General features: G+C 47.4%; 16 protein-coding genes. 6 read left to right on the top strand and 10 right to left on the bottom strand.

Features of this window, described 5'->3' with window-relative positions:
• Nucleotides 1-83: 83 nt before the first annotated feature.
• The gene (locus tag XMD579_RS05500) at nucleotides 84-389 is read right to left on the bottom strand and encodes a helix-turn-helix domain-containing protein (RefSeq protein ID WP_173506012.1); all 306 of its coding nucleotides are present in this window, start codon (nucleotides 387-389) and stop codon (nucleotides 84-86) included.
• A gap of 243 nt (nucleotides 390-632) precedes the next feature.
• Here XMD579_RS05500 and XMD579_RS05495 point away from each other — a divergent pair, with 243 nt between their 5' ends.
• Together XMD579_RS05495 and XMD579_RS05490 are read left to right on the top strand one after the other, a co-directional pair.
• A complete protein-coding gene (locus XMD579_RS05495) occupies nucleotides 633-1,253 on the top strand; it encodes a tyrosine-type recombinase/integrase (RefSeq protein ID WP_173506011.1) in 621 nt (206 codons plus the stop codon).
• A gap of 152 nt (nucleotides 1,254-1,405) precedes the next feature.
• Nucleotides 1,406-2,587: a Fic family protein gene (locus tag XMD579_RS05490; RefSeq protein WP_217364087.1), complete on the top strand. Its 1,182-nt coding sequence runs from the start codon at nucleotides 1,406-1,408 to the stop codon at nucleotides 2,585-2,587.
• A gap of 183 nt (nucleotides 2,588-2,770) precedes the next feature.
• Here the strand turns inward: XMD579_RS05490 and XMD579_RS05485 are convergent, their stop codons facing one another.
• From XMD579_RS05485 to XMD579_RS05475, 3 genes are all read right to left on the bottom strand, one after another.
• Nucleotides 2,771-3,019, bottom strand: a complete 249-nt coding sequence (locus XMD579_RS05485) for a hypothetical protein (RefSeq protein WP_173480915.1) — start codon at nucleotides 3,017-3,019, stop codon at nucleotides 2,771-2,773.
• A 110-nt stretch (nucleotides 3,020-3,129) separates the two neighbouring features.
• Nucleotides 3,130-6,345, bottom strand: coding sequence for an efflux RND transporter permease subunit (locus tag XMD579_RS05480; RefSeq protein WP_173506010.1), 3,216 nt, complete (start codon nucleotides 6,343-6,345; stop codon nucleotides 3,130-3,132).
• Nucleotides 6,335-7,390 carry an efflux RND transporter periplasmic adaptor subunit gene (locus XMD579_RS05475; protein WP_173506009.1) on the bottom strand — a complete coding sequence of 352 codons (1,056 nt, stop codon included), beginning with the start codon at nucleotides 7,388-7,390 and terminating at the stop codon, nucleotides 6,335-6,337. The genes XMD579_RS05480 and XMD579_RS05475 overlap by 11 nt, the downstream gene beginning before the upstream one ends.
• A 142-nt stretch (nucleotides 7,391-7,532) precedes the next feature.
• On the opposite strand from XMD579_RS05475, the gene XMD579_RS05470 reads away from it, so the two are divergent.
• The gene (locus tag XMD579_RS05470) at nucleotides 7,533-8,513 is read left to right on the top strand and encodes a diguanylate cyclase (protein ID WP_173506008.1); all 981 of its coding nucleotides are present in this window, start codon (nucleotides 7,533-7,535) and stop codon (nucleotides 8,511-8,513) included.
• Here XMD579_RS05470 and XMD579_RS05465 read toward each other — a convergent pair.
• Both XMD579_RS05465 and murI read right to left on the bottom strand, forming a co-directional pair.
• Nucleotides 8,491-8,784, bottom strand: coding sequence for an HlyU family transcriptional regulator (locus tag XMD579_RS05465; protein ID WP_173506007.1), 294 nt, complete (start codon nucleotides 8,782-8,784; stop codon nucleotides 8,491-8,493). The genes XMD579_RS05470 and XMD579_RS05465 overlap by 23 nt on opposite strands.
• Nucleotides 8,781-9,593, bottom strand: a complete 813-nt coding sequence (gene murI / locus XMD579_RS05460; protein ID WP_173506006.1) for a glutamate racemase — start codon at nucleotides 9,591-9,593, stop codon at nucleotides 8,781-8,783. The genes XMD579_RS05465 and murI overlap by 4 nt, the downstream gene beginning before the upstream one ends.
• Nucleotides 9,594-9,782: 189 nt before the next feature.
• Between murI and XMD579_RS05455 the strand changes: the two genes are divergently transcribed.
• A complete protein-coding gene (locus XMD579_RS05455; protein WP_173480909.1) occupies nucleotides 9,783-10,280 on the top strand; it encodes a phasin family protein in 498 nt (165 codons plus the stop codon).
• 74 nt (nucleotides 10,281-10,354) lie between these two features.
• Here the strand turns inward: XMD579_RS05455 and purK are convergent, their stop codons facing one another.
• From purK to XMD579_RS05440, 3 genes are all read right to left on the bottom strand, one after another.
• On the bottom strand, nucleotides 10,355-11,425 hold the full coding sequence (gene purK, locus XMD579_RS05450; protein ID WP_217364086.1) for a 5-(carboxyamino)imidazole ribonucleotide synthase: 1,071 nt from the start codon (nucleotides 11,423-11,425) through the stop codon (nucleotides 10,355-10,357).
• 2 nt (nucleotides 11,426-11,427) lie between these two features.
• On the bottom strand, nucleotides 11,428-11,916 hold the full coding sequence (gene purE / locus XMD579_RS05445) for a 5-(carboxyamino)imidazole ribonucleotide mutase (protein ID WP_173506005.1): 489 nt from the start codon (nucleotides 11,914-11,916) through the stop codon (nucleotides 11,428-11,430).
• A gap of 103 nt (nucleotides 11,917-12,019) precedes the next feature.
• On the bottom strand, nucleotides 12,020-12,913 hold the full coding sequence (locus tag XMD579_RS05440; protein ID WP_173506004.1) for an AEC family transporter: 894 nt from the start codon (nucleotides 12,911-12,913) through the stop codon (nucleotides 12,020-12,022).
• Between the two features lie 96 nt (nucleotides 12,914-13,009).
• Here XMD579_RS05440 and XMD579_RS05435 point away from each other — a divergent pair, with 96 nt between their 5' ends.
• Complete coding sequence (locus tag XMD579_RS05435) at nucleotides 13,010-14,218, top strand: MFS transporter (protein WP_173506003.1); 1,209 nt, start codon at nucleotides 13,010-13,012, stop codon at nucleotides 14,216-14,218.
• Nucleotides 14,219-14,281: 63 nt separating this feature from the next.
• The gene (locus XMD579_RS05430) at nucleotides 14,282-14,860 is read left to right on the top strand and encodes a 2-hydroxychromene-2-carboxylate isomerase (RefSeq protein WP_173506002.1); all 579 of its coding nucleotides are present in this window, start codon (nucleotides 14,282-14,284) and stop codon (nucleotides 14,858-14,860) included.
• Nucleotides 14,861-15,049: 189 nt separating this feature from the next.
• Here the strand turns inward: XMD579_RS05430 and XMD579_RS05425 are convergent, their stop codons facing one another.
• Nucleotides 15,050-16,675 carry an alpha-D-glucose phosphate-specific phosphoglucomutase gene (locus XMD579_RS05425; RefSeq protein ID WP_173506001.1) on the bottom strand — a complete coding sequence of 542 codons (1,626 nt, stop codon included), beginning with the start codon at nucleotides 16,673-16,675 and terminating at the stop codon, nucleotides 15,050-15,052.
• Nucleotides 16,676-16,698: the final 23 nt, after the last annotated feature.

The raw sequence follows: 16,698 nt of genomic DNA, 5'->3' as shown, positions 1-16,698 counted from the left end.
CTGTCACTATAGTCGCAAATAGAACTTTCGCCAGTTGCAGCAACGGAAAATTCTCAATGCGCAATTTCTGCTAAAGGTTGAATTTAGATCGAGAGAAGAAAGTGCGTGCCGTCCGGTAACTCCACATCCACGCGTAACCTTCCTCCGGAGGCTTCTACGTAACGCTTCAGTGATGATAGTCGAATATCTCGACCAGGCTTCTCCATATCAGAGATCGTTGGCTGCTTCACGCCGAGAGCAGTTGCTAGCTCTGTTTGGGTAAGATCCATATGCTCTCTTAGCGCAGCTAAATGAATGCCAAGCGGAACTCCCTTCTCAACTTCTTGCGCAGCGCCGCTAATCTCAGCCTGTTCAGTTGCCATTATCTGCTCGTGTGTAGGTGCCGTCATTTAGTCCTCAGATGACGCTTAAGCGTTACCAAATATGCCGTTAGCCATCACAAACTTGCGCTGATGCGCCACCCTGTCGTTAGTGTGGATTCATTGATTCGACCTTGAGGGTACTACCCCAAAACACACTTAATCAATGTGCGATATAGGAAATGATCTATATTTACTACTGTAGAGCTCAAAGCAGGGCTATGACATTAGCCACTGTTTACGTCATATCAAGCCACTAAAAGGAGGTATGTGATGAGCATAGAGATACAGACTGAGAGGATTCCCTGGAATAAGGGACGACTTACGGGTCAGAAAAAGGCCCTGAAACTGCCTGAGATTCTGAAAGTGCGATTTCACTTAGAACTGAAACCTAGCGCGCGAGAACTTGCGATGTTCAACCTAGCGATCGATAGCAAGCTTCGAGGGTGTGATTTGGTCAAACTGCGAGTCAGCGATGTTATGCATGGCGGCCGTGTTTCCAAGCGTGCCACTGTCATACAACAGAAGACCGGCAAGCCAGTAACCTTTGAGATTGCGACTGAAGCCCGCAAAAGCCTGACATTGTGGATCGAGGAGGCTCGCTTGGGTTTCAATGACTTTCTTTTCCAAAGTCGCACCAAGCACTCGGACCACATCTCGACCCGTCAATATGCGCGTATCGTAAACGGCTGGATTGAATCGATCGGATTAGACCCAGAGGATTACGGGACTCACAGCCTTCGTCGAACCAAAGCCTCACTGATTTACAAACGCACTCACAACCTGCGCGCGGTCCAGTTGCTGCTAGGCCACACCAAAATCGAAAGCACTGTACGCTACCTTGGTGTCGATATCGACGACGCGCTGGTATTGGCTGAGGAGACTGAAATCTAACATCTACAATAACGGAAGGGCCTTACAGCCCTTCATTAACCGGACTTAAAACCGGACATTCAAAGGACTATTAATTCAGATTATTTATATTTTTATCAATAGATTCATGTCATTATGAAAAAGAATAACGGACATCAAATCGGACAAAAGTGATGCACGATACTGAGCACATAGCGCTCATGGAGCCCATGCGAATCCCTGATGGTAAGCACCCAGAACTTACCGAACTGGCATTTGAGCTCACTCGTAGCTCGGCCGAACTTCGAAGCAGCCTTCCGGAGCCCTTGCTAGATGCCCTGTCTGATCTCGTGCGAGCTATGAACTGCTACTACTCGAATTTGATTGAGGGGCACAATACCCATCCGGTCGATATCGAGCGTGCACTATTAAATGACTACAGTGAGGACCGGGAGAAACGAGACCTTCAGCTGGAAGCTCGCGCACACGTACTAGTACAGCAGTGGATTGATCAGGGTGGTTTGCGGGATCGCTCCACTACTCTCGACGGAATATGTGAGATCCATCGTCGCTTTTATGAACACCTCCCTGAAGACCTGCTGTGGATTTCTAATCCAGAGACCGGCGACCGAATTAAGGTAAGCCCCGGAATCTTACGTGAGCAGTACGTCAAAGTGGGAAATCATATACCGGTACGCCCTGACATAATCCCCCGCTTTATGGAGAGGTTTGAGCAGGTCTACTGTACAACGAGTAAGGTAGAGCAAATTTTATCTGCCGCTGCTGCCCACCATCGACTACTTTGGATCCACCCATTTTTAGACGGGAATGGACGTGTTGCTCGTTTAATGTCCTACGCAACGCTTCTGGATGGACTAAACAGCGGTGGCATTTGGTCGATATCCAGAGGGCTTGCCCGGCAACACGCTCAGTACAAATCCCATCTCGTTGAGTGCGATCTTGTTCGCCAAGGTGACTTTGACGGCCGAGGCGCAAGAAGCGAAAGAGCGCTCGTGCGCTTTACCGAGTTCTTTCTGAAGACTTGTATTGATCAGGTAGCGTTCATGAGCGAACTGATCGAACCCAGCCGCCTGAACACACGAATTATGGCCTGGGCCAAAGACGAAGTTAGCCTTGGGAACCTTTCAAAGCCGACACCCAAAATTCTGCAGGCCCTGCTATACCGAGGAGAGCTGCCCAGAGCAGAAATCGCTGACATTGTAGGCACAACAGACCGACAAGCACGACGATATGTGTCGGAGCTTAAACAGTTTGGCGTTATACAATCTAAATCCACCCGCGCTCCGTTGCAGATAGCGTTTCCGGCGAATCTAGCCAATCGCTGGATGCCAGCGCTTTTCCCAGAACAGGGGTAATTGTCTATGCCGGTTGAGCACCACCGAGACATTAACTTGGAGTTTTAAACTCCGTCTGCTCACAGTATGAACACGAAAACACCCCGCACGAAATACACCATTTAGGCTAGCCAAGTAGGCTTGAGAAGCGCTCTTTGATCAGGCAATAAATGGCCGAGAAGGGTCGTTAATTGCCAGCCAGACTTAATGCACCAATAGTGGTGCATGAACGCGTGCATATCGTTCTATCGAATTTTGTTGGCTGTGCAAAGCTGTTTGGTAAGCTAATAGGCGCAGTGAGCTTCGTTTAATGGCTCTTAACGAGTAGTTACCCTTATCACTAAGAATGGCGATCTCTTTAGACATTGCCTCTTTAAGATCCTTAGCGTCCATCATCAGCGTTTCTAGTTCGAAGCTTGCTAAGTAATTTGAATCGTTTTGTGAAAGTTGCATATCAATCCCCTTATTATTGTTGGTGCGATTGATTAGGTTAAGCAAATGGTATGCCAACTTTTGCAAAATAAAAAACCCGGCAAAAGCCGGGTTTTCAATTCAAACATCAATTAAGCGTGTTTCTTCCAGTGGTAGTGGTAGTAGACCACCGGGATAACCACTAGGGTCAGGATAGTTGAGATCATTAAACCGAAGATCAACGATACCGCTAGGCCACCGAAGATTGGATCATCAATGATAAAGAAGCCACCCATCATTGCTGCGACAGCGGTTAGCGCGATAGGCAATGAACGAACCGCTGCTGCGTTAATCGTTGCTTCTTGGAAGCTCATGCCCTCTTTCACTTGTTGCTGAATGAAATCCACCAGCAGTATGGAGTTTCGGACGATGATACCCGCAAGTGCGATCATGCCGATCATAGAAGGTGCAGTGAACTGCTGTCCAAGTATCGCGTGGCCCGGCATGATACCGATAATCGTCAATGGAATTGGTGCCATGATGATTAATGGAATACCGTATGAACGGAACTGAGCAACCACCAGTAGGTAGATCATGATCAGACCGACTGAGTAGGCAATACCCATATCACGGAAGGTTTCAAAGGTGATCTGCCATTCGCCATCCCACTTCAAGCTCCACTCATAGGGATCAGAAGGTTCTGAGAAGAAGAAACGCTCAATAGGATTGCCACTGGGTGCGACGTCATCCAGCTTCGATTCAATCTCAAACAGACCATAGAGCGGGCTATCAGTATCACCTGCCACATCACCGGTGACGTAAACAACAGGCAGTAGATCTTTGTGGTAAACACTCTGCTCTACTTGTGTATCGATACGCTGAGTAACATCAGCTAAAGAGACCAAGGTGCCTTTATCTGATCGAACCTGAATAGACTCAATCTTAGCGAGGTTTGCCTTATCTTGGTCACCTAGCTTAAGCGTTAATGGCACGGGAACGCGTGAGTTGTCATCATGCAGGTATCCCAAGCTTTCACCGCGGATCGCACTGTTTAGTGCAGCAACAATGGTCGCATCTGCTACACCAAAGTGCGCTGCACGAACGCGATCAATCGCGAAGATCTCTTTAGTCTGTAGGGCTTCAATGCTGTCATCGACATCGACTACCCCTTCGGTAGACTCAAATTGCGCGCGAACTTGTTTGGCTACGTCAATTTGACCCTGCTTATCCAGACCATAGATCTCTGCCACTAGCGGTGCCATAACCGGTGGCCCTGGCGGCATCTCAACAACCTTCACGTTGGCGTTGAATTGCTTAGCCGTGTCGGCAAGCAGAGCACGTGCTTCAAGCGCTATTTCGTGGCTCTTACGATCACGCAACGCCTTATCACTGAGGTTAACTTGAATGTCACCCATATGAGGTGCTGAACGCAGGTAGTACTGACGAACTAAGCCATTGAAGTTAATCGGCGAGGCAGACCCTGAGTAGATTTGGAAATCTTTCAGCTCAGGAAGTGCCTGTAGATCATCTGCCAATTCAGTTAAGACACGCTGCGTCTGCTCTAGAGAAGTTCCCTCTGGCATATCAACGATGACCTGGAACTCACTCTTGTTATCGAAGGGTAGCATCTTAAGAATGACCGACTGATTAACAACTAAGTAGACCGATCCACCGATCATCGCAAGAATCGATACCAGCAATAGGTAACGGTTCAACGCACCTTTGCCTTGACGTAGCATCGGTGTCAGTAGCTTAACAAAGAGACCTTTGAATCGAGATTCAGAGTGGCTGTGATCAGCTGAACGACCAGATTCAACATGACGTCTAAACAGCTTCAAAAAGAGCCAAGGTGTCAAAATGAAGGCGACGGCTAGTGAAATCAACATACCTGTTGAGGCGTTGATCGGAATCGGTAACATGTAAGGGCCCATCAAGCCGCTGACAAAAGCCATGGGTAGCAGCGCTGCAATGACAGTAAAGGTTGCCAATATTGTTGGGCCACCCACTTCATCGACTGCTAGGGGAATCGCTTCACGAAGTGATTTAACCCCCATCGACATATGACGGTGTATGTTCTCTACAACGACAATGGCATCGTCAACCAAAATGCCGATCGAGAAGATCAACGCAAATAGCGACACTCGGTTAAGGGTAAAGCCCCACGCCCATGACGCAAAGAGTGTAATAGCCAAGGTTACGATAACGGCAATGCCCACCACAATGGCTTCACGAACACCCAGTGCAAACAGCACTAGGACGATGACCGATAACGTTGCAAAGATTAGTTTTTTTATCAGCGTTTTAGCCTTGTCATCCGCCGTCTCACCATAGTTACGGGTAATCGTTGTCTCAATGTTATCCGGTACATAGATGCCTTGAATCGCATCAAATCGTTTGATCAATGCGTCCGCGACTTCAACCGCGTTCTCACCCGGTTTCTTTGCCACAGCAATAGTGATAGCTGGGGTTACAGAGGTTTGTTCTGCTGCAGCTTGACCAGTACCAAAAGAGACGTATTGGTTCGGTTGCTCTGGTGCATCGTAGATATTTGCAATATCACGAAGGTAGACAGGTGCACCGTTACGAACCGTAATGACTAGGTTTTTAACCTCCGAGACATCTTGTAGCAGCTGACCTGCCTGAACTCGGATGGCGCTATTCGCTTTAACGCGATCACCTGTATCAGCCGTCACATTGGCGTATTGCAGCTTAGCTCGCACATCATCCAAAGTAACTGAGAGTGCCGCCATCTTAACTGGATCGAAATCGATCTGAATGGCACGGTTAGCACCGCCAATCACTGTGATATCGCGGGTTCCTTCAACTCGCTGAAGCTCTGACTGAATCGTATGAGCGACGTTCAATAGATCGGCACTGCTAACTGATTCATCACGACTCCATAAGGTCGCAGCGAGAACCGGCACATCATCAATGCCCTTAGGTTTGATGACCGGTTCACCAATACCCATATTCGGCGGGAAGATATCTCTGTTCGAGTAGAATGCGTTATAGAGACGGACAATCGCATCAGTTCTTGGCTCGCCGACCTCAAAACGAACCGTCAACATCGCCATGCCTGGGCTGGAAACAGAGTAGATGTTTTTGACGCCGCTGATCTCTGAAACCACCTGCTCAGCAGATGTGGTGATAAGCGACTCTACCTCTGCAACACTTGCGCCTGGAAAAGGAATCATCACGTTGGCAAAGGTGACGTTGATCTGTGGTTCCTCCTCACGCGGTGTCACCAGCGCGGCAAAAAGACCTAGCAGAAGACCCACGATCGCCAGTAGCGGGGTAATTTCAGTCGTTAAAAAACTCTTGGCAATTCGTCCCGATATGCCCAGTGTTTGAGTGTCATTACTCTGCACGATTCGCCTCCTTATAAATTGAGGCCGCTTTAATAGGATCAAGTGCTACGGTTTCGCCCTCTGCGAGACCAGAGATAATTTCTACCTGTTCACCAGCAGTTTGACCGGTTCTGATGTATCTAAATTGGAGAGCTGAATCGCCTGAAGCCACATAAACACCTTCCACTTCACCACGAGTCGCTATAGATGACTTAGGCAGAGTCAGCACAGGCTCTTCATCAATGGTAAATTGAACACGTGCTAACTCACCTGGAAGCGGCATTTGAGCAGGGTCACCCGCTGGTAACGTTAGAAGCAGTGTAAAGGTATGACTTAGTGGATCGGCTGTCGGAATTAAGCGTTGATCGACAGGTTCTACAACCTGATCACCCAACACAACATTAACAAACTGACTCTGTTTGGCATCGACCAGGTTGGCTTGCGGGATTTGAACTCGAACACGTAATCTATCCAGTGCAATCCCCTCTATCAATGGTGTACCTGGTTGTACCGTCTCCCCTTCAGAAACTAGCTTGTTAACCACTACACCTGAATAGGGCGCGATTACCTCAGTGTAATCAAAACGAGCACGGGCATTAGAAACCTGAGCTTTTGCTGCATCAAGTCTTGCTTTGGCTGCATCACGTTGTTGGCGAGCGCTGTCTACAGGCGCGATCGCGACCAATTTGCGCTCAAACAGTGCGGTTAAACGATCCAATTGACGAGTAGCTTCATCAAAAGCGGTTTGTGCTTCATTGAGAGAAGCTCTTGCAGCATCCAGCCCTGCGCGCTGTTCACTCTGTGTTAGGCGAGCTATCACACTGCCCTGCTCAACAAAATCGCCATAATCAAAAGGTAATTCTAGAATACGACCAGAAGTTTGTGCGGCAACAATAGCTCGATTAACCGCTTCCACAGTCCCGTCGAATTCGACCTTGATCGGTTGCTGAATAATTTTGGTCTCAGTTAACGCTAGCTCTTGGGCTGAAGCAAGTTGCGTTAGTGAAATGGTTGTCACTAGGGTGCACGCGGTCACTGCTAGGTTAACGGCCTTTCTGATCTGCATATCAAACACTCTATTCGTTTATAAGGGTTAAGTTCCGGTAATAATATATTAGGTAAAACTAATATAAAAGATTTTTTAATATTTTCTGTACTTTCTGAATGCCCTGCTACAATGAATGAAATTCAATCTATTAATAGAGATTATGAAAGTACTGATTGCCGACGACGATAAAGTCTTAAGAATGCTGATGGAGCGTCAACTTCAGGGTTGGGGCTTTGACGTAATGACCGCGCAGGATGGTGAAGAGGCATTTGAAATTCTGACAACACAAGCAGAACCTCCACGTATGCTCGTTCTTGATTGGGAGATGCCCAATCTGGATGGCATAGAGCTTTGTCGTAAAATCAGAGCGCTTGAGAGTAATGACCCACCCTACATTGTGTTGGTCACTGCACACTCCGATCAAGAGCACTTGGCAACTGCACTGCAAGCCGGAGCTAACGACTACATCAGCAAACCCACTAAACCCGTTGAGTTGCGCGCACGTCTGGGCGTTGGTTTACGAACTTTAGAGCTGCAAAATCGACTCAATATTGCCAATGAGATGCTCGCCTACAAGGCAGAGCATGATGAGCTGACCGGTTTGCAAAATCGCGCCTCTCTGATCGAGCATCTTGATAATGAAATTGAACGAACTAAACGAACCGGTGAGCCATTAGCACTGGCCATTTGCGATATCGACTTTTTTAAACGGGTAAACGATACCTATGGACACCCCGTTGGCGACAGAGTGCTTAAAGAGTTTGCTGATCGAATGAAAGAGACATTTAGACCCTATGATCTAGTGTCACGATACGGCGGTGAAGAGTTTGTTGTCTGCTGTACGGCGCTTGAATCAGATCCTAAAGCGATTTTCGAGCGATTCAGAGAGGTGATTGAATCAACGCCCTTCTTAGAGAGCGATCTCTCTTTAGGAGTAACCGTCAGTGTCGGAATTGCGACCTTTGATGGCATCAGCACAATGACAACAAAAGAGATCATGCTGGGGCTGATCAGCGATAGTGACAAAGCACTTTACGCAGCCAAACACTCAGGCCGAAATCAGGTCGTGATGTATGATTCTGTAATACACTCTGACTCTGAAAAATCTGAAGAGCTCCTTATCGATGGCCAGATTTGCTAAACAGAGCATCCCCCATCTGATCAATCGTCATTTTTGCTTTGTTCGTGGTGACCTCTACACAGATCTCTTTTGATGCCATGCTGTCAGCACGAATAAACGGCTGTTCCAACCATTGGCCATCAATCTCCTTGGAGATCATGCCACCCACACCATAGCCGCCATCCACTTTTCTCGGTTTGACTGAAACCTTGAACCCTTTGTATTCAAACTCCGAAGCCACCGGCTCTTCAACAGGGTCTGAACGGAGAAGTTTTTTTATAAACTCAATCACCTGGATACCTCTACAGGGGTGACGACCCCCTCAAATTGGATTAAACGTTTAGATAACTCAGAGAGAGCCTCTCTGTCTCGTCCTGTGGTCAGTATCTCTAATTTACCCGCTTGATTGGAGAGAGAGAGTAATTTCTGTTCAGTTAAACGACGTTTAACTTCGAGCGCGATCGATTCCGATGTGTCGATCACCTTAACTGGATGACTGAACAACTCGCTGATCTCTTTCTCAACAAATCCATAATGCGTACATCCAAGCGCTAAGGTATCAATATCGGCTGCTTCAAACTGATCAATATAAGTGGTTAGTAGTGTGCTGAGTTGTTGATTGGTGGTGTTTGGGTTTTCAATTAATTCGACCAATCCAGGGCAGCCAAGTGCTGTAATCGACTCTGCTTGCTGTTTAAGCTGGGAGACCAATCGTTGGAACTTCTGACTCTCTACCGTGTATTGAGTTGCCAGAACGCCAACGCGTTTTGACTGACTCATCTTAATGGCAGGCTTTAGTCCGGGTTCAACACCAATGATCGGTAAGGAGAATAGCTCTCTGCACTCGTGAACAGCAGCAGCGGTTGCTGTATTACACGCGATCACAATCGCCTTGGCGCCCTTCTCAATGAGGTAAGAGACGATCTGAACCACCCTCTCACGGATCACTGCATCGCTCTTATCACCATAGGGTGCATAGCCACTGTCAGCGATATACAGGTAGGACTCATTGGGTAGGTTGTTAAGGCAAGCGGATAAGATACTTAACCCGCCCACTCCTGAATCAAAGACTCCAATCGGAGCGTGTTCATATGGATTCATTAATCGTCAAATACAGATCTAAAGTTACGAATAAGTTTAACGCAGAATGATATGAGATGGTCAGAATAATTATTTTTGTGCAATGCACAAAAAAGTGTTGATTGTTTTTTAGTCAATGTCTAATATGGCGTCAAATGTTGCAGTGCAACAAACTTTTTAGATAGAAACTTAAAGACCTCGGAGGTCACCATGTACAACGAAATGATGAACCAGTTCAAAGCACAGATGGCTCCTTTCACTAAAGCAGCTGAAATCAACAAACAAACTGCTGAAAAACTATTCGGCATGCAGCAAACTGTTGCTACAGAGATGCTAAACCGTGGTCTTGAGCATGTTAAAGCATTGACTGAATCAAAAGAGCCAAAAGCTGCTCTAGAACTTCAGGTTGCTTTCTTTAAAGAGATGGAAGCAAAACTAAACACTGTTGCTGAAGAAGAGATCTCTGCTCTAATGGCTGCAAAAGCTGAACTCACTGAAATCTTCGAAAAGTCTACACAAGAGATGACAGAAGAAGCGATGGCTCAGTTCTCTAAGTTCGACCTAGCGAAATTCGATCTAGCACAGTTCGACCTTTCTAAATTCGACATGAAAAACTTTGATCTTTCAAACTTCATGCCTTCAGTTGAAGCGGCTAAACCAGCTGCAAAAACAACTCGTAAAGCGGCTGCTCCAAAAGCAACTGCTTAATCGATCAGTCGATACAAAAAAGCCGCTTGAGATACCTCAAGCGGCTTTTTAGTTTTTGAGATTAGCTTGTTAAATTAGCTAAGCTGAGCTTTTGCCCAGTCAACTACGACTGCTTCACCCTCATCCAAGTGAGCCTCGAGTTCGGACAGGCTTTCAAACAATCCAGAAACAGTCGGTCTAACGATGTTGAGATGACCCACCTTACGACCAGGACGGATCTCTTTACCGTACCAGTGCACATGAGCGCCCTGCACCGCCAGCCACTCTGGTTTCCAGTCTCGTCCAAGCAAGTTATACATCATAGAGACACCACGAAACTCAGGGGTGATCAAAGGTAAACCAGCAAGCGCTCTTAGGTGCAATTCAAACTGACTGACACTAGCACCCTCTTGGCTCCAGTGTCCGGAGTTATGGACACGTGGCGCTAACTCATTAACCAATAATTCACCATCGACAACAAAACACTCCATCGCCATGACGCCGATGTAGTCAAAGTCATCCATGATCGATCCCAGCCAACCTTCAGCACTTGCTTGCATCGCAGGGTCATTATCTAACCCAGGAATACTCGCACGCAAAATGCCGTCTTGATGCCAGTTACGCGTCAATGGGTAGAAGACCTTCTCACCCTGTGCATTTCGTGCGCCAACTAACGACACCTCATGTGAGAACGGGATCATCGCTTCAGCGATGGCAATGCCATCCCATTCAGCAAGAATCTCATCACCCTGCGTCCAGCGCCATTGACCACGCCCATCGTAACCACCCATACGAGCCTTTACGACGGCACGCTCACCCAGAGAGGATAGCGACTCGGCAATGGATGCATCGGCACTGTTTAAATCAACCCAAGGGGCCGTTGGGACATTAAGGCGATCTAAGGTCGATTTCTGACGAAAACGATCAATGACCTGATATAGAGCCGCATCGTTGCGAAAGTTTGGGTGAGATTTAAGCTGATTACCGACAGGGTTCTCAGGCCAGTGCTCAATCTCTACCGAGATAACGTCGTCGTCATTCAACTCGACCAGTTGATCACCTATCGGGTGAATAGGTTGTACTTCAAGCTGCAGGGGTGCACCTGCTTGCTGAAGCATTTGACCTAGTTGACCATTACCGGCAATGACAATACGTGGCAACTGCATGCTTAACCTCGTGGATCTGGATTATCTAGAACCGTTTGGCTCTGTTCATTACGCCAATTTTGCAGACGAACGGCGAGCTCTGCATCGGTTGTTGCTAGCATCTGAGAGGCCAGTAGCGCGGCATTAAATGCACCTGCTCCACCGATAGCCAGGGTTCCAACAGGAATACCACGTGGCATCTGAACAATGGATAGAAGACTGTCTTGACCGCTCAACGCTTTGCTCTGCACAGGTACACCCAGCACAGGAACAATCGTTTTAGCGGCAATCATACCTGGGAGGTGAGCAGCACCGCCGGCACCGGCAATAATGACTTTGATGCCATTATTGGCTGCTTGTTCAGCAAAACGGAACATCTTGTCAGGGGTACGGTGTGCTGACACCACTTCAGCAGTGTATTCAACACCCAAGATGTCCAGCATCTTGGCTGCTTCTTCCATGGTTGGCCAGTCTGATTTAGACCCCATAACTATTGCGACGCGGGCGCTCATTCATCTCTCCATATCGAGTTAGATCTCGAAAAACAGGCAGTCGGTATCGACAAAAAAATAAGCGTGAAATTATAACAAAAAAGAGTCAGCCAGACCTACCCTTTTAAAGGAGTGCTGACTGAAAGTTGAAGATCAACACCAGTATTACAAGGCTAACAGGAATACTGGTAATGGTAAGCGCGGCAATACGATCGACTGGGCCACCATATCGAACGGTTAAAACATAACTCATTACAGCAACTGGCATCGACATCTGAATCAGCAGTGAGAGCGCTGCAGTGGTATCGATAGTAATTAGGGATACAACCAGCCAGGCAATCAAAAAACCCGACAAGGGTCGGTAGATGGATAAACCTGCAATGATGCCAACCTGACGGGCACCCCCTATCTTTAAACGGGCTAATGAGAGGCCTAACAACATGACCATAATCGGTATGGCTATACCGGAGATAGAATCTAAAGCACGACTGATAGGCACAGGAATCGTCAAATCCATCGATACCACGATTGCACCTGACAAGAGTGCTAACAGAGGCATATTGGTGACCAGTGAGCGCCAATTGTATTGGCCTGACATGGCGGTGGTTCCTAATGTCCAGTGACTAAGCGTCACAGTTGTTGAAATGATGACCGCAGATGCCAGAGCCTCAGGCCCCAACAGTGCAAAGACCAGTGGAATACCTAAATTGCCCGTATTGGGGTTGACCAGTGTCGAGAGATAGAAGCGCGGTGAGGTGTTAAGCAGCTTGCAAAAAATGGCTATCAGAGTAGCACCGACCGCTAAGCAGAGAGCGGTCACTCCCATCAAATACCCCATCTCTGTGACGGGAACTTTCATCTGAGTCACCGAGGTAAACACCAGAGCGGGCAAGGCGATCTGGCTGGAGAGCATAGCCAACCCAGGGTGTTCTAGGTAGTCCGTTTTTCGTGCCAGAAAGAAACCAAGCGCAGCGATCAAAAAAACCGGAGTAATAGCAGAGATAAAAGCTGTAAACATGGAGTCACTATCTTAATGTTGGATGATGATTATACAGTTGTCCGAAAATAGATAGGCAACTATCATTGAGCGATTCTTCTTTATGCTGGATCAAACATGACTCAGAGACTCTCCCCTTCAACGATTTTCCTGATCGCCAGTGGCTGCCTATTATTGATGATCTCCTTTGGTATACGGTCGAGTTATGGTTTGTACATGCGCCCTATTGAGGCTTCAACCGACTGGGGGCGGGACATCATAGGCTTTGCCCTAGCCTTGCAAAACCTTAGCTGGGGAATTATGTCGGTTTTCACTGGCGGGCTTGCCGACCGTTTCGGAAATCGCAACGTCCTGTTTGGTGGCGCACTGGTCTATGCCCTAGGTGTTTATCTAACAGCTGGTGTGTCGGATCTTTTCACGCTTAATGCAGGATTAGGGTTTCTTGTGGGTGCTGGCGTCGCCGGTACTTCGTTTGGCATCGTTCTTCCTGCTTTAGTTCAATCCGTTCCACCAGAACGACGTGACTGGGTACTTGGTTTGGGCACTGCTTGTGGCTCTGCAGGTCAATTTGCGCTTGTTCCATTGGTTCAGATGTTTATCTCTGATTTTGGCTGGATCAACTCGTTGCATATTCTAACGGCTATCGCCCTGTTGATGATGTTGTTAGCCATTCCTCTGAATGCTAAAAAAAGTTCTGTCATTACAGAGACTGATCAAGGATTCGCTGAAACAGTGCGATTAGCCGCTGGTCACAAATCCTACTGGCTTCTGGTGTTTGGCTTTTTTGTTTGTGGCTTTCACGTTGCCTTTATTACGGCGCACATGCCGGCCTACTTATCAGATTTAGGCTTCGCGCATCAGGTCGGTGCTTGGTCTCTCTCATTGATTGGTCTGTTCAATATCGCTGGGGCGTTCTGGGCCGGCAATATCTGTCGCAAGCACTCACGATCGAAGCTACTTGTGGCAATCTACGGTGGAAGAACAATTGCTATCGCCCTATTCTTGATATTCCCTATCACGCTCACATCGGTACTTATCTTCAGTGCTGTGATGGGGCTTCTCTGGCTGGCCACTGTTCCTCCAACCTCCGGCATCGTTATGAACATGTTTGGTACACGATACATGGCCACCCTTTATGGCTTCGTATTCTTTAGCCACCAAGTGGGTAGCTTCTCTGGCGTCTGGTTAGGTGGCTATCTCTATGAAACCTATGGCCATTATGAGTACATCTGGTGGGCCGGTATCTTCTTTGGTTTGATGGCTGTACTACTTCACTGGCCAATTGATGAAAAACCACACCCTGCATTTGTGGCTAAAGAGAGCTAAGGGTTAAATTAAGATCCGCAACGACTTGCTATTCGTAACTCAGTAAAACAAAAGGATTCGTTTATGAGTCATACCATTCATTATTACCTATCACCAATCTCGCCGTTTACCTGTCTAGCAGGCAATCTATTAGAGAGAGAGGCTCCTGCCGAGGTGGTCTATCACCCATTCGATATTGGTCGCCTGTTTGCTGCGACAGGCGGTGTACCTGTTCCTCAGCGTTCGCCACAGCGTCAAGCTTATCGTTTAGCTGAACTTGGCCGAATTCAAAAGCAACGTGGCATAACCATCAATCTTAAGCCTCAGTTCTTCCCCGTAGATGGCCGACCTGCTGCCAAATTGATGCTTGCGGTCCGTGACAGTGGTGAAGATATTGCCAGCTTGTCACAGGCGCTTTTACAAGCTGTCTGGCAACGGGATCTGAATATTGCTGATATGTCAGTTCTGGCACAAATACTGGAAGAGCTGAACATCGATTCTGCTCTACTTGAGCAGTCTAAAAACTTAGATAATCAACTGGACAAAGAGACCGATGAAGCGATTGAAGCCGGTGTGTTTGGTAGCCCCTTCTACATCGTTGATGATGAGCCGTTCTGGGGACAAGATCGTCTAGAACAAGCGATCGAAAGAGCCAAAAGTTAAATTGTCGCGGTTTGCCCTTCGGGCAATTCGCTCCTACATATAAATCCGTGCATCTTCGCAACGAAGTTAAACTGTGGTGTCAATCGCGGTTTGCCCTTCGGGCAATTCGCTCCTACAAACGGAGCGTTAAATTGTAGGAGCGAATTGGAGCGCAGCGACAAACCGCGATCCATAGGGCCACACCTTCTATCAAGTAATAACGTCAGGTTCTGTGCGTCCTGTAAATTGCTTAATACCGATCAACTGATTCGCCAACTCGATTAAAGGTTTCAAAGCTGCTTGTGTGTCTGTAATCGACTCATCCTGAGTGAACTGATCAAGATAGACACGGAGCGTAGCACCGGCCGTGCCGGTTCCAGATAGCCGAACAACGATACGACCTCCGTTATCGAACAATATACGCACACCTTGATTATGACTGACGGAGCCGTCAACAGGGTCTGAGTAGCTGAATTGATCTGCCAGAGTCACGGTAACGCCATCAAATGCCCCTCCTGCAAGACTACCTAAAGAGGCTGTTAGCTGCTGCATCATATTGGCTGCACTGTCTGAATCGATTGATTCATAGTCATGGCGAGTAAATAGATCCCTTCCGAATAGAGACCAATGATCCTTAACCAGTTCAGAGACCGATTGACCGGTCGCGGCCAGAATATTGATCCAGCATAGAACAGCCCAAAGTCCATCTTTCTCGCGAACATGATCTGAACTGGTACCAAAACTCTCCTCACCACAGAAGCTGATACGGCCATCATCCATCAGGTTGCCAAAGAATTTCCAACCGGTAGGAGTCTCATAACAGTTGATACCGAGTTTTTCAGCCACACGGTCAACTGCACGACTGGTTGGCATTGAGCGAGCGACACCCTTTAATCCATCTTCATAGGCGGGAATCTTTTGTGCGTTCGCGGCTAAAACAGCCAAACTGTCACAAGGGTTTACATAAAAATGGTTGCCAATGATCATATTTCTATCGCCGTCCCCGTCCGAAGCGGCACCGAAATCTAACCCTTGTTCATTGACTTGTTTGACCAGTTCGGCTGCATGAACAAGATTGGGGTCGGGGTGATGACCACCAAAATCCTCTTTTGGAATCGCGTTAATAACGCTCTCTTTTGGTGCACCCAACCGGTTGATGAATATCTCTTGTGCATAAGGCCCAGTCACGGCATGCATTGCATCGAAACGAAATGTGAAATTGGAACCGCTCAAGAGCTGTTTCATGATTTTAAAATCAAACAACTCCTCCATCAGATCGGCATAATCTGTGACAGGATCAATCACCTTAATCAGCACATTTCCTATGCTAACCGCTCCAACACTATCAAGATCTACAGGTTCAGCATCAATCGTAAAGTATCGAGTAATGGTTTCCGTCGTTTGGTGAATACTGTCCGTCTGGGTCTCACTTGCAGGACCACCGTTGGCACGATTGAATTTAATGCCAAAGTCTTCATCAGGGCCGCCTGGATTGTGACTGGCTGATAGCACCAGTCCACCGACTGCACCATATTTACGGATCACACAGCTGGCTGCTGGCGTTGACAGAATTCCTGATTGACCCACGATTAAGGTTTCAAAGCCATTGGCAATCGCCATTTTAATAATGGTTTGAATCGCCTCACGGTTAAAATAACGACCGTCACCACCGATCACGAGTGATTGGCCTTGGCAGCTCTCTAAAGAGTCAAAAACAGCCTGTACAAAATTCTCTAAGTAGTTAGGTTGCTGAAATACTTTAACCTTTTTTCGAAGGCCAGACGTACCTGGTTTCTGACCAGAGTACGGTGTTGTTGTGATGACATTTCTATTCATTAAGACCACATATAGATTAGGTT

The sequence above is a fragment of the Marinobacterium sp. xm-d-579 genome (assembly GCF_013282935.1).
GTDB lineage: Bacteria > Pseudomonadota > Gammaproteobacteria > Pseudomonadales > Balneatricaceae > Marinobacterium_E.
The sequence above is the reverse complement of the archived record's forward strand: the minus strand, read 5'-3'. Positions and strand labels throughout refer to the sequence as shown.